The following is a 14,104-nucleotide window of genomic DNA, read 5'->3' as shown; positions in this document are numbered from 1 at the left end:
ACGTTTTAATTCTTTTATTCATTATTGTGAGGACTGTGTACAGGGTATTTTGATGGATTCGATAGCCTGTTTGAATAGTTCTAACGCTTGCATACGTGAAAACGTCTTACGCCATGCAAGGGCAACCGTTCTTTTAGGAACGGGGGATTTTATGGGTTTAATGGTAAAAAGCTCTTCATCGCGTTCTGAGAGCGATGTACATGGAAATATGGAGATACCAGCACCTGAAGAAACCATATATCGGATTGTTTCCAATGAACTGCCTTCAAACGTCTTTTGCAAACGACTATTTTGTAAATTCAGATTGGTCAAACCAGGAAAAGCTTCTACCACTTGATCCCTAAAACAGTGCCCCGAACCCAATAATAGGATAGTTTCATCTTCTAAGCTTTCCAAGTCAACCGGTTTAGTGCTGTTAGCCAAAGGATGTTCATTAGGAACAATGGCGCTAAAGGTCTCTTCATAGAGATTATAAGTTTCAATATTGGGTTCATCAAAAGGCAAAGAGAGAATCACAATATCCAATTCACCGGATTTTAATTTATCGGCTAATACATGGGTGTAATTTTCTTCTATCACCAAAGGGATATTGGGGGCAATTTTATGAAAACTGGGAATCAGTTTAGGAAGTAGATATGGGGCAATCGTATAGATAGCGCCAATCTTCAGTTCGGTAGTCAAATCCCCTTGTGCTTCTTTAGCGATCTGTTTGATATCTTTGCTACGTTCCAGTATCTCTTCTGCAATGCCAATAATCTGTTTACCTATAGGGGTAACCAAAACATCCTGTTTACGTCTTTCGAATAGAGTAACACCTAATTCATCTTCGAGCTTTTTAATCGCTACACTTAAAGTTGGTTGGCTAACAAAACAGATTTCAGAAGCTTTTCTAAAATGTTTTTCTTTAGCAACCGCTACGATATATTTAAGTTCATTTAATGTCATAAAAAGGTCTTTATTAAAGTCGTTATTTATTGAATGTAGTGGATAATTGGCTAGGTAAGTAAAGTATATATTTTCTTTATATATAACTTCTTTTTATTCTTATTAGTACAAACAATTGTGTAGATAAGTCAGATTTTGAGTATTTTATCAAATAGTTAGTTTGTGATTAAGCTGTGTGCATAGTTTCTGATAAAGTATGTGTGTAAGTGTGCGTGAATTGTGGATAAAATTTCGGTTTTCAATTTTATGTATAGTTATCCACAAATATACATAAGTTATCCATAGGGCTTATAGTCAAATATAGGCTACAAACAAAGGAATATTTTTTGGATGGAATTTAATCAAATCAATACTGAATCCTTATTGAATTTAATCAAATCAAGACGTACATGTTATCAGTTTTTAGATAAAGAAATTTATCCGCTGGATGACACTAAATTGAATAATTGTTTACAAGCGGCCATCTGGGCACCTAACCATAAATTGACTCAGCCTTGGCAATTTTATGTGGTCGGTGAAAAACTTAAAAACCGATTGGCGGAAGTCTATGCAGACAACCGAGCCAGTAAAAAATCTCAAACAGACACTGAATGTTATGCCGGTTTTTACCAAAAAGCGCTTGAGAAATTTATGGCCATTCCTCAGGTGATATTGGTAGGTCAAGTCTTGGCGCAAGACAGTACCGTTCGCCAAGAAGATTATGCAGCTTGTGCTTGCGCCATTCAAAATTTTCAACTGATGGCTTGGCAACAAAAAATAGGGGTGCAGTGGAGTACTGGACCGATTATCAATGATCCAAGAACCTATCAAAATTTATCAATTGAACCGTCACAAATCCAATTAATTGGAGCTTTGTATTTGGGTAATATTGAAGAAAATTGTCAGCTAAAAAACCAATCTAAACGTAAAACTGTCGAGGAAGTGACCTTTTATTTAGATTGATTGTTGGTCATTTTAGTTTGCTACCAGGCCTGGTGATTTAGATTTATCACTTGAATTTAATGGTTGAATACTCTACTTTAGCGCCTCTTTTAACCACTTTATTTAGCTTTTAAGGATATTCCCGCAAAGTGAGCCACTCTTCTGCATTGAATGTATTACAAACCGTTTATGGTTATGACTCTTTTAGAAGCCAGCAACAGGAGATTATCGAGGATTTAATCTCCGGCCAAGACTGTTTCGTTTTAATGCCGACCGGAGGCGGAAAATCGCTGTGTTATCAAATTCCTGCTTTACTTAGGCAGGGTACGGCGATTGTGGTTTCACCTTTGATTGCCTTGATGCAAGATCAGGTTTCGGCTTTACAGGCCAATGGGGTTTCAGCCGCTTATTACAATTCGAGCTTAGATGCGCAGTCGGCAGAAGCGGTGTTGGCGCAATTGCACTCCGGGCAGTTGGATTTACTGTATGTCTCCCCTGAACGACTTTTGAACCAGAGTTTTATCCAGCGTTTGCAAAGTCTACCGATTGCGTTGTTTGCCATAGATGAAGCCCATTGCATCTCCCAGTGGGGTCACGACTTTAGACCGGAATATCGTCAAATGGGCGCTTTAAGAGAGTGGTTTTCTGCGGTACCTTTTATCGCACTTACCGCCACCGCCGACAGAGCGACCCGCCAAGACATCATCGACAAGTTGCAATTTCACCAACCTAAAGTACATATCAGCAGTTTTGACCGTCCGAATATCCGTTATCGTGTACTGGAAAAAAGTAACCCTATGAAACAGTTGTTGGCTTTTTTGGAAACTCAGCCAAATGTCAGTGGGATTATCTATGCGTTAAGTCGTAAACGGGTAGAAGAGGTGGCCGAAAAACTCAAAGAGGAGGGGTTTAACGCCAAAGCTTATCACGCAGGGTTACCTTCCGAAATCAGGCAGAAAGTGCATCAACAGTTTATCCGTGACGAAGTCGATATTGTGGTGGCCACCGTGGCGTTTGGTATGGGCATAGATAAACCCAATGTGCGTTTTGTGGTGCATTATGACCTACCAAAGAACATTGAAGGTTATTACCAGGAAACCGGCCGAGCAGGGCGCGATGGATTGCCTTCTGAAGCCTTGTTGCTATTCGGTATGCAAGATGTCGCCACCGCCAAACATTTTGTAGAAAACGTAAGTGATGAAGAGCAACGTCGTTTAGAGAATTTCAAGTTATCGAGTATGGTCGATTTTGCCGAGGCGCAGACCTGTCGACGTAATGTGTTACTGAACTATTTTGCCGAACCCAGCCATAAAGCGTGCGGTAATTGCGATATCTGTTTGGATCCCCCCACTTTATTTGATGGTAAAGAGGCGGCTCAAAAGGCCTTGTCTTGCATTTACAGAATGCAGCAGGGGTTCGGGGCTAAACAGGTCATTGATGTATTGCGTGGTATGGATAATGAGCGCATTCGAAATTTAAACCATCATCAACTGAGTACTTACGGAATCGGCAAAGAGTATTCAGCGCAAGAATGGTCGAGTATTTTGCGTCAATTGATCCATTTAGGGTATATCTATCAAGATATCCAAAACTATTCGGTATTGAAGCTAACAGAGCTTTCTGGTGATGTTTTAAAAGGTAAGACAGAGATTCAATTGGCGTTTCCTAAAAAGACACTGAATAAAGTGACCAGGCCTGGTAAACGTAGCAGTTCAAAAGAGACTCTATTGGATAAAGATAGAGCTTGTTTTGAAGAACTTAGAGTTCTACGTAAAGAGATTGCCGAAAGTGAAGATAAACCCGCTTATCAGATTTTTGGTGATGCCACCCTGGTTGAAATGGCACAAAAAAGACCTAAAACCGATGCCGAATTATTGGCGATTAGCGGCGTGGGTGAGAAGAAATTGGAAAACTACGGTTTTGAGTTTTTAGCGGCTTTGAGAGCCATGTAAAAATCCAAGGCCAGTGTAAAATAACTAAAAAGCCTGTTTTAGAAGTTAATCAACTCTTCATCTTCAATAATGGAATTGTTGTTAGAAAGGTTACGGATACTTTTCTTGAAAAGGATTTTATTTTGTACTGGGTCTGGCAAGTCGGTAAACAAAATCAAATTTTTATCAATCATGATATCAATCACGTCTTCAATCACACGCACCATATCCAAATCTAATTGATTAAGCACTTTCTGAATAAGTTCTTCGCTATCAGTCGATGTTTCAATATATTTTTTTAATTTTGGGTCGTGGAGGCTAATTTCTTCAAGGTTAGGCCCAGGCGCAAAATGAATGTTTTCTATGTCATTCTGAGCGTTACGTTCAATGTAAATCATGAGGTATCCTCTACAGTTCTATATTTAAAAATCAGCAAACGTTAGATTAGCACCATTAACGTTTTTTTAAGGATGATTTTAATCTTCTATTTCCGATAAAACATTACCTAGAAGTTGGGTTAAACGATCATTCTCAGAATAATCCACCGGGCAATCGATTACCGTGACGGTTGGGGTTTTCAATGCAGTCTGTAAAACGGGTAACAGTTCGTCCGCTTTTTCTATACGAACCCCAATCGCACCAAATGATTTGGCATAATCCACAAAATTCGGATTTTTAAAATCAATATAGGCGGAACGTCCAAAACGGCGTTTTTGTTTCCACTCGATTAGACCGTATTGGCTGTCATTCCAAATCAAAATGACAATCGGGGTATTGCATCGTAAAGCGGTTTCGATTTCCTGAGAATTCATCATAAATCCGGCATCGCCGGTGACCGCCACAATGCTTTTCTCAGGATAAGCCAGTTTTGCCGCAATTGCTCCAGGTACAGCTATTCCCATACCGGCAAAGCCATTGGAGATAATACAGGTGTTCGGTTCATCACAGCGGAACATCCGTGCCATCCACATCTTGTGCGCGCCAACATCACTTATCGCAATGTCGTCAGATTCCATGGCAGTACGTAAATCCCAAATAATTTTTTGCGGTAGCATTGGCCAAGCATCGCTTTTACGGCAACGATTCATCTCTTTAATCATCGCATCACGTAAATGAAACTCGATTTGGCTTGAGTTTATAGGGGTTTCAAGAGTTTCAGTTAATGCTTCACCTAAAGCGGCAAGGTTAGGACCAATATTACCTATAAGTTCAATTTCCGGAATATAGCGGTTATCGACTTCGGCCTTTTTGGTATCGATATGGATAATCGTATGTTGACGATTTGGATTCCATAGGTGAGGGTGGTATTCCACCATATCAAAACCCACACAGATGATTAGGTCGGCTTTAGCGAATCCGGCGTTTTCATAATCGCCTTTTTGCAGACCCGCGGTACCCATCGCCATATCTGAATAGAAAGGGATGATGCCTTTAGCCATAAAGGTATTCACTACCGGGATTTTATGGTTTTCTACAAATTGTTGGATGTATTTTCCAGCACGGGAACGCACTGCACCGTTGCCCACCAAAATGAGCGGACAATGGGCACTCTTGACTAATTCTGCCGCTTGTTTGATTAAGCTTCTGTCGGCAAAAGTCAGACGGTTGGTACTGACGGGAAGAGGCAGTTCATCGGTATCCATTTCAGTAATGTTTTCAGGTAGGTCGATAAAGGTTGCCCCGGGTTTTTCCGCTTGAGCTAATTTAAAGGCTTTACGCACCACTTCGGGAATGGTTTCCGGTTCTAGAACTTGGGTGGCGTATTTGGTTATCGGTTTGAACATGCTGACCAAATCGACCACTTGGTGTGACTCTTTATGTAGACGTGTTGTCCCCGCCTGCCCGGCAATAGCCACCAATGGGGCGTTATCCATATTGGCATCTGCCACACCGGTAACCAAGTTGGTAGCGCCTGGCCCAAGGGTGGAGAGACAAACGCCAGGTTTACCGGTTAAACGTCCATAAACATCAGCCATATAAGCGGCACCTTGTTCATGACGAGTGGTAATAAAATCGATTTTTGAATCGAGCAGCGCATCCATGATATCTAAGTTTTCTTCACCGGGAATGCCAAAAATATATTCGACATTTTCATTTTCAAGGCATTTAACAAATAGATTGGCCGCTTTCATAGCTTGCTCGCTTTCTTATAGATTTAGTAATTAGCAAAGAAGCGGGAAATAACGCTTAACCACTTCTTGGTGTTTGTTTTAAGTAATGGGCTTTATTATGAAGACTAACAAAACAAATGACCAGGCCTGGTCAGTTAATTTACCAACTTTTGCGGCTTTTAAGGCCATTGTTGGGCAAGGTATAGGGATAAGGGTAAAAGACGTAAGATTGCGAGGAGTTGCTCCTCGCATAATCAGGATTTGACTATAAGGTGAGTAACGCTTATTGATTGGTAAGGGTATTGACGGTAGTCCACATTTTATCGCGGCTGCCATTCATACCAACATCAGTAAGGTATTTACCATTTACGATAATGGCCGGTACCCCTTCAACACCGTAAGCACGGGTCAATTTTCCTGCTTTACGTACCAATTGATCGACTTTAAAGCTTTTGAAGTTATTGATGAAGTCAGATTCCTTTACGCCAAACTGAGTGAAGAACTTGGCAATCGCTTCAACGGTGAACAGTTCTTTTTTGTCTTTATGCAAGGCATCAAAAAAGGGTGTGTGTGACTGTTCAATCACGCCTAATTCTTGGGCGGTAAAGAAAACACGAGCCATAAAAATCCAGTTAGGGCTATTGAACACCACCGGCATACGTTCAAAATAGATGTCTTCTGGCTTATCTTTTAACCACTCATTCAGACTCGGTTCCAAATGATAACAATGCGGACAAGAGTAACCAAAAACTTCGACCACTTTCTTAGGGTGTGGAATGGTGGGTTGAGGCTGAGGAACCAATTTGTATTCCACACCTTCCACCAAACCAAAACCATCGGCAGATAAAGCAGGAAAACTGCTGGCGGTTAATAACCCGGCACAGCCCGCTAAAAATGCTCTACGTTGCATAGTCATATCCTTTTATAGTTAAGAGTTACAGTTCACCGTAAGAGTGTAAACCTGATAAGAACATGTTTACCCCTAAGAAAGCGAAAGTGGTGACCAATAGGCCAACTAACGCCCACCAAGCCATCGGCGCACCACGCCAACCTTTAGACATACGAATATGTAACCAAGCGGCGTAGTTAAGCCAAACAATCAAAGCCCAGGTCTCTTTTGGATCCCAAGACCAGTAACCACCCCAAGCTTCGGCTGCCCACATAGCCCCTAATACGGTCGCGATGGTGAAGAAGGCAAAACCTAAAGAGATGGTTCTGTACATCAGATCGTCCATCACTTCCAAAGAGGGCATCTTGCTGGCAAAAACGCTATTTGGGTTTTTGGTTAAAGCTTTATTGGTCAATAAGTAGGCCAAACCGATCATTGCGGCAATGGAGAATCCGCCATAACCAATGAAGTTGGCCGGTACGTGGATTTTCATCCAGTAACTTTTCAATGCAGGCACTAAAGGTTGAATCACATGCGCTTGTTTATCAAAGGTATACCATAGTAAAAACGCTACGGCAGAACTGATGACCAACATCACAAAACCACCCAATGCACGAGTTTTATAACGCTGTTCATAAAACAGATACATCAGACCGGTCAGCACCACAAACAAAATGAATACTTCATACAAGCTACTGACTGGGATATGACCATAGTCGAAGTTGATGATGTAAGACTCTCTCCAACGAACCATCATGCCCACTAAACCAAAGGTCACGGCACTCCATACCAGAGTGGTTGCCGTTTTAGCGGTAAATTCAGATTTATTGAATAAAGCTAAAAAGTAAGCGGCGGTGGATAATACGAACAGAGCGCTCATCCACATGATGGCCGATTGGCTGGATACCAGGAACTTCAAGAAAAAGGCTTGCTCATTGGCGGTGATCACATTGCCGTGCGCTTGATAAGACCACAAAGCGATAAAAGTTAAACCGGTCACCCAAAGAGTAAGTTGTTGAATGCTTGGCCACATCTTACCCAAAGCAATCAGGCCGATTGTGGTACCGATTAGAATACCAATTTCATATTCATCCATTAGGCTACCATATTGGAGCCAGCCGTAGACCGCGCCTAAAGCAACAAAGATAGCCCAAGCTATATCTCTTATGGAAAAAGACGTTTTTGTTGAATCTTTAAATTCGTCCATGTAATTTTCAGTTTGCATAATTTTCGCCCCAGTTATTCTTGTTGAGAATTTTCTGATTTTTGTTTTTCTGATTTAGCATTATAGTCTTGGATTTTGCTGACTAATAATTCAAATTCTTTGGTTGTTTCAGGTAAGTTCTTATTGTCTTTGGCAGCAATCGTCACTTCAGAACCCGATTCATCGTCTTCTGTTTTTGGTTGAATGTGAATCCAAGTACGACGCTGTCTAACGTAGAACAAGAAAAACACCCCGATAATCAACATAGCACTACCAAAATACACCACATCCTTACCAGGCGATTTAGTGATTTGCAGACCAGTCGATTGAATTTCTTTAAAGTTTTCAATTTCAAAATACATTGGTGGTCCGTAAGCCGATAGACCGGCAACGGTATTTAACGCATCTTCGAACCAGGTTTTATCAAATTGCGAAATTTCTTCATCTTGTGTTTTGGCGACACCTTCCTGAATCAGGATATCCATATAAAGTGTCTGTAGAGCAAAACTGGTCTGTCCAAAATAGTATTCCGAGACTTTTTTGCGGTCCGCTTCCGGAACATTTTGGTTTACAAAATTGGTAATACCGCTGAACCCTTTATTACGGAATAGCATTAAGAGCTGCTGTAACAGTTTAATTTGAATATCGTATGTCTGCTGCGACATGGTTTCATCTTTAGGGTATAGCTTGGTGAATAACTCTTTGACTTTTAATGGGTTATTCAGGCTTGTCAGGAACTTGAAGAAACGTTCCTTCTTACGCTGAGCGTCAGCAGGGATAAACAGGTATCTGAATGGTTCGGCATTGCTGGTACGGACGCCTGTCATAAAGAACCAGCGATCTTCTTGTTTAGACGGCAACATGTAGTTTTCATACTCCCACGCCTTACCTTGCTCATTACGAACCTTAAAAATAATGGTTGGGCCGTTGTTATGCATTTTATGGCCGGTCAGCTTACGCTCTTCTTCTGTGGCAGGCACGATATTGTGCATTTTGAAGTCGTTAAACTCAGCTTTAAAGGTACCAACAGGTGTCTTTAAAGGTTCGATACCGTTGATTTGGGTATCCAGTTTAATTGCGTTTTCAATAGGCGATAATAGTGGGTGGATTTTCAGGTTTAACTTGGTTCCACCATCTCCAAAAGAGGATTGGTAAATCGCATAGTTTTTATAATAAAGAGGGTGGTTGACCGCGATGGTTTGTCTAATAGGTTCATCCAACTCAGGTGCCATCAAAACCAAATCACTCTCAAAAGATTTAGGCATACCGGTATCGTAATACTCGATGCGGAAGTTTTCATTTACGATGGTGAAAGGGAGTTTTTGAACCAAGTAACCATTTTCATAAGGTAGAAACAGCACATCGGTTTTTTCACCTTCAGGTACGTTAACCGAGCCACGGAAAGAAAGGTTGTCCTTACCTAGCCATGATTGTTTTGGGATTTCATTCAAGCTGACAGAGCGGGTTTCAGGCTTTAAATCTCCGGTCAATTCACGGAATTTAAGCAGTAGATTACTGTCTAAAAGCGCACCGACACAAATAACGATAATGGAAATATGGGTGAAGAAATAACCTAAACGGTTCCAGCGACCCTTCAAACCCGCTACGGTAACACTGCCATCATCACGTTGATGAACTTTGGTTTTATAGCCATTATGTTCAAGTAGCGCTTTAGCATAACCTTGCTGTTGCTCCAGCGGTAAAGCGCTTTGAACAACCGTATTATTAGGCTGGTGTTTAAGGGCGTTCTTCGAGAGTTTTTCGCTGAATTGCTTGATGTCTTTTAAGAAGCCTGGGGTGTTGCGTGTGACACAAACACTGGTTGAGAATAGTAAGAAAAGCAAAACCAAAACAAACCAAGCGGCGCCGTAAACGTGAAACAGCCCTAAATCATTGAACACTTGCGACCAAAAAGGTCCAAATTTAATGATGTAATCCTGGAGGCTTTGGTCCTGTTTAAGAACCGTACCGATTACCGAGGCGATAGAAAGCATAACCAATAACGTTACGGCTAGGTTCATCGACCCCAAAAAATTCATAAAAACACTCGGTTTTTTTGGATTTTTAGTTTGGTTTTGACCTTTTTCGGACTGCAAAGGCGTTTTATTTGGCGTAGTTTCTACTTGTGTCGGTTCAGTCATAGTATCAATTTAGTTATTATTCTCTGGTTGTTTTATAAAGGCACAAAAATATAGGCCACTGTTTTATAAAGAAAAAATTTTCATATTGCGTTTAAACCTTGTTTTTTAAAGGGTTTTAGCGCAATCGGTTTTATGTTTAACCAGATTAGAATTCGTTAAAAAATAGGATAGAGTATATACTTATGTAAATCATTGATAAAGTATTAAAATATCAATTTGATACTGATTTGCTTATAACTTTTCTGATTGTTTTTCAATAAATCTTAGCCAGTTTAAACAGGGGTTTTAAGCGGTTTCAATCGGTTTTTGGTGATACCTAATTAAAAAAACCAACCTATAAAATTAACGGATTTAAATTTAAGACTATGCAACATCCTCTTTACCAAAAAGCGACTTATCTAAAAAGTGTGCCAACGATTGATTTATGTCCAGATGAGCTGACTCATGAAGTCGCTTTTGCAGGACGCTCCAATGCAGGTAAATCGAGTGCATTGAATGTCATCACCTCACAAAGAACACTTGCCCGTACCAGTAAAACCCCAGGTAGAACGCAACTAATCAACTTTTTTACGGTTGATGACACTCGCGCTTTAGTGGATCTACCGGGTTACGGTTTCGCCAAGGTGAATGTTAAGGTGAAACGCGCTTGGGAAGCCGGTTTAACCACCTATATTGAAAAGAGGGAGTCTTTAAAAGGGTTAATCTTGTTAATGGATTCACGTATACCACCGACTGAAATCGATTTGATTATGTTGGATTGGACAAAAGCCATTGGTTTACCGGTGCATGTGTTGTTAACCAAATCGGACAAGCTAAAAAAAGGACCAGCTAAAGCCGAGTTGTTGAAATTAAAACAATTGCTCAAGGAGCAGTATCCGCACGCCACCGCACAGCTGTTCTCTTCTTTGAAGCGTGATGGCTTGAATGAGGTCTGGAATAAACTGGATGAGTGGATGGAGTATGAACGTCCACCAAAAGAGAAAAAAGAACCGGTTGATAGCAAAAAAATTCGACCAGGTAGTAAGAAGCCTAAAACAAAAGGCAACATTCGCCGATTTAACTAAGTTTAGAGAATCCGTTAAATCAGACGGGGTCTGCTATCGGGTTTACCAAATGACAAAGCCGCTAAACTCATGTTTAAGCGGCTTTTTGGTTTTTAGATATTTTACAGAACTCTATAGCCAGAAAAGCCACCAGGCCTGGTGGCTTTATAACAAGCTTATCTGGCGTTATTGAACATATTGTTTTTAATCTCGTTGATATTATCAAATTGCGCTTTCAGTTCTTGTATTTGCCGTGCTTGCTCTACTTGGTTCTGCAGGATATCTCGTTGCTTTTTTTGCATCTCATGCATCTCCTTAAAGTCATTCATTTTTTTTTTGGCCGCCTGGCTACTTTCAAGTAAGGACTGTTTTTTGAGCTCTTCCGCAGCGGCTTTATGTTTAAGCAGGTGATATTGAGTAATCTCACCTTTCTTGATATCGGCTTTTAGCAGATATTTTTGGCTGGTTTCAGTCTTACCAGGTGTTTCAATAATCGCAATCGGCAGACCTTTAAATGATTGGTTCAAGGCAGATAATTGCGGTTTACTGATTTCAATCAATAAATGTTGTACCTTGTCGGAAAAGGACACATCCGGCGCCAATTGATAAATATGCACCGCTTTAGGGTTGCTGCTGATTCGAGTGGCAACCCAGTTATCGTTATTATCTGGATAACCACTAATGGCTACAAAATGACCTGTTTTAAGCTCAACACCTTCACTCAATTGAGTCTGATTGTTTAAATAGATCAGCTTGCCATCAACCATGATTTGGTTGGCTTTAACGTCTTCGATTTTTCCTGCAATTGGATAGAAAACATAAATATTTTTCGTCCACGGTAGGGCTTTATCCGTTTCTGTTTCCACCACCACCTGCTGACCGAGTTGTAATGTTTCTTGATCAGAGACGTTTGAACTGATTTTGACATCGCTATCGTATTCAATCTCTACACCATTGACCCAGATGCTACCAAATTCGGTGATGGTTCCAATAATGCCTGTACCTCCAAAACCTGAAGTAGATGCGACATTACCCGTGCCTCCAAATCCGGATTTAGTGGCAATCTGAGTTTCATCTACAGGTGATTTACCTGTTCCACCAAAACCGGAATTACTGGCCATTTTGGTTTCAGCAGGTTTGCTGGGTTCTGTAGGTAACAACTGGCAGGCTGAAACCGTCATGGCTAACAGCAAAATGGTCAGCCCGTTTTTAAATAGTTGTGTCATCAAGCGGCTTGATGGTTGTAGTAAACTCAACATTGGGTGTTGTCCTAATCTTCAGAACCAGAAGGTTTTTTTGTCAAGGTTTGGCAAAAATATGCCCCCACATGCATCTCATGTTGTGCATGCTCAGCGTTTTTGTCTTGTTCTTGAAGCTGACTTGCCACTTGGTTTAATTCGGTTAGAACCGCCATCATTTTTTCATTGGAAAGCGTTTCCAATTTCTGAATCGACTCTTCGGTTAAACCCGAATAATAAACCGCTCTATCAAACATAGCGGGAATTTGGTTTTCCAAGTTGTGTGCAACGGTGGTCAGATGGCTTCCGATGTTTTTACCGGCAAAGAAGAGTTTTTCTTCAAAGTCCTCTTCTGGAATATAGCTCGCTTTTTTAAGCTGAACTTTTTCCTGTTTATCTTCGGTGGTTAATTCCACCAAATTTTGGCTTAACCATTCGTCCAATATCGAACGCGGGTGTTTGTCTTTAGATACTGAGAACACCAGTTCTTCAAACGATGGGCTACCGTCCTGCTGATAGCGGAACAGAGCCAGAGGCTCACCATTCACATCAATATAACCTTGATGACCCATCCAGATAGACATAAGTTGAGAACTCAGGCTTGCTTTCAACTCTTTTTCAGTCGGTTGATTCAGGTTTTCAGTGCGAATACGCTTAACGTCACCACGATGAATGCCGGTTAATAGACTGATACGACTGTCTGTGAGTTTTTTGCTCTCAATCGTAAACGATTCCTCAGCCACTTCGACATAGGTTCGTTTTAGCAAATTCAGTAAGCCGATATAGGTAATATCTTGATGGATTAATAAACGCACTAAAGGCCTAAGCATCGTACTTAATGCTTTGGCCAGAGCTTTTTCTTTTACTGAAGTTACGGTTTCTTGAGTCATATTTCTAAACTTTAAAATTTGGTTGTTAAGCTTACACCGATGCTACTGGTTGAGGTGACATCATAACCAGCAAAGCCGGTTAAGCTATAAGTTGAATTTAAAGGCTTACTAACAAAAGCCGCAAAACCTAATTGATCGTCTAAATTTTTAAAAATACTTTCACGATAATCTAAACTGATACCGATACTGGTTTTATTGTTATAGACATAACCGGTACCCACAGACGCATAGATGCTATCTTGCATATTCCAGCCTTCAACCTTACCGACATATTTATACCCTAATGTTGTAAAAATCGAGCTTTGGTTTCCTAAGCTTGCAAAATAATCTAACTGAAAAGAGGAGTCATCTTTTCCTGTGCTTAAACCTTTATCGGCATCACCAGTGGCAAACTTCTGTTTTAATTTAAAAGTAAACTGGTCGTTTAAATCATAACCAATGCTTACAGAAGTATCGCCCAAACCGCTTTCTTTGAATGAACCGCTTTTAACCGATAAATAAGCCATCGAAACACCAAAAGAGAGTTCATCCTTTTTGATGGAAAGCATTAATGGAACCGAAACCGATGTGACATTGTCACTATTGATGGTGTCACTTTGCCCGTCTATATAAAATAAGCCGGTAGTGAGTTTAGTGTTCTCATCTGCTTGGGCGATTGAGTTCAAAGCGACCATTCCAAATAACAGGATTAGAACCGGTAGCAAAATAATTTTAAAAATTGAGTGATTCATTTTGTATCTTAATTAAGTTTAATAAATCGTGGCATTTAGTGTCATGCCACTTTGTCCAGC

At 40.6% G+C, this 14,104-nt stretch carries 12 protein-coding genes; 3 read left to right on the top strand and 9 right to left on the bottom strand.

Features of this window, described 5'->3' with window-relative positions; genetic code table 11:
- Positions 1–21: 21 nt before the first annotated feature.
- Positions 22–945 carry a hydrogen peroxide-inducible genes activator gene (locus L6421_RS00155; protein WP_237261952.1) on the bottom strand — a complete coding sequence of 308 codons (924 nt, stop codon included), beginning with the start codon at positions 943–945 and terminating at the stop codon, positions 22–24.
- 330 nt (positions 946–1,275) lie between these two features.
- On the opposite strand from L6421_RS00155, the gene L6421_RS00150 reads away from it, so the two are divergent.
- The gene (locus tag L6421_RS00150; RefSeq protein ID WP_237261951.1) at positions 1,276–1,887 is read left to right on the top strand and encodes a nitroreductase family protein; all 612 of its coding nucleotides are present in this window, start codon (positions 1,276–1,278) and stop codon (positions 1,885–1,887) included.
- Between the two features lie 128 nt (positions 1,888–2,015).
- Entirely contained in the window at positions 2,016–3,818 is a 1,803-nt protein-coding gene (gene recQ, locus L6421_RS00145) for a DNA helicase RecQ (RefSeq protein ID WP_237261950.1), read from the top strand.
- Positions 3,819–3,856: 38 nt separating this feature from the next.
- Here recQ and L6421_RS00140 read toward each other — a convergent pair whose 3' ends face one another.
- The 5 genes from L6421_RS00140 to L6421_RS00120 form a co-directional block, all read right to left on the bottom strand.
- Entirely contained in the window at positions 3,857–4,195 is a 339-nt protein-coding gene (locus L6421_RS00140; RefSeq protein WP_237261949.1) for a hypothetical protein, read from the bottom strand.
- A 78-nt stretch (positions 4,196–4,273) separates the two neighbouring features.
- Positions 4,274–5,929 carry an acetolactate synthase large subunit gene (locus L6421_RS00135; protein WP_237261948.1) on the bottom strand — a complete coding sequence of 552 codons (1,656 nt, stop codon included), beginning with the start codon at positions 5,927–5,929 and terminating at the stop codon, positions 4,274–4,276.
- A 262-nt stretch (positions 5,930–6,191) separates the two neighbouring features.
- Positions 6,192–6,818, bottom strand: coding sequence for a thiol:disulfide interchange protein DsbA/DsbL (locus L6421_RS00130; RefSeq protein WP_237261947.1), 627 nt, complete (start codon positions 6,816–6,818; stop codon positions 6,192–6,194).
- Between the two features lie 25 nt (positions 6,819–6,843).
- A complete protein-coding gene (gene ccsB / locus L6421_RS00125) occupies positions 6,844–8,022 on the bottom strand; it encodes a c-type cytochrome biogenesis protein CcsB (protein WP_237261946.1) in 1,179 nt (392 codons plus the stop codon).
- A 14-nt stretch (positions 8,023–8,036) separates the two neighbouring features.
- Positions 8,037–10,142: a cytochrome c biogenesis protein ResB gene (locus tag L6421_RS00120; RefSeq protein ID WP_237261945.1), complete on the bottom strand. Its 2,106-nt coding sequence runs from the start codon at positions 10,140–10,142 to the stop codon at positions 8,037–8,039.
- Between the two features lie 365 nt (positions 10,143–10,507).
- On the opposite strand from L6421_RS00120, the gene yihA reads away from it, so the two are divergent.
- The gene (gene yihA, locus L6421_RS00115) at positions 10,508–11,206 is read left to right on the top strand and encodes a ribosome biogenesis GTP-binding protein YihA/YsxC (protein WP_237261944.1); all 699 of its coding nucleotides are present in this window, start codon (positions 10,508–10,510) and stop codon (positions 11,204–11,206) included.
- Between the two features lie 155 nt (positions 11,207–11,361).
- Here the strand turns inward: yihA and L6421_RS00110 are convergent, their stop codons facing one another.
- Genes L6421_RS00110 through L6421_RS00100 form a run of 3 tightly spaced genes read right to left on the bottom strand, consistent with a single transcriptional unit; the run spans position 11,362 to position 14,044 of the window.
- Entirely contained in the window at positions 11,362–12,444 is a 1,083-nt protein-coding gene (locus tag L6421_RS00110) for a DUF5666 domain-containing protein (protein WP_237261943.1), read from the bottom strand.
- A gap of 11 nt (positions 12,445–12,455) precedes the next feature.
- Positions 12,456–13,313, bottom strand: a complete 858-nt coding sequence (locus L6421_RS00105; RefSeq protein WP_237261942.1) for a DUF6502 family protein — start codon at positions 13,311–13,313, stop codon at positions 12,456–12,458.
- 11 nt (positions 13,314–13,324) lie between these two features.
- On the bottom strand, positions 13,325–14,044 hold the full coding sequence (locus tag L6421_RS00100) for a hypothetical protein (protein WP_237261941.1): 720 nt from the start codon (positions 14,042–14,044) through the stop codon (positions 13,325–13,327).
- Positions 14,045–14,104 lie beyond the last annotated feature (60 nt).

Source organism: Thiomicrorhabdus immobilis (genome assembly GCF_021654855.1).
Lineage (GTDB): Bacteria > Pseudomonadota > Gammaproteobacteria > Thiomicrospirales > Thiomicrospiraceae > Thiomicrorhabdus > Thiomicrorhabdus immobilis.
The sequence above is the reverse complement of the archived record's forward strand: the minus strand, read 5'-3'. Positions and strand labels throughout refer to the sequence as shown.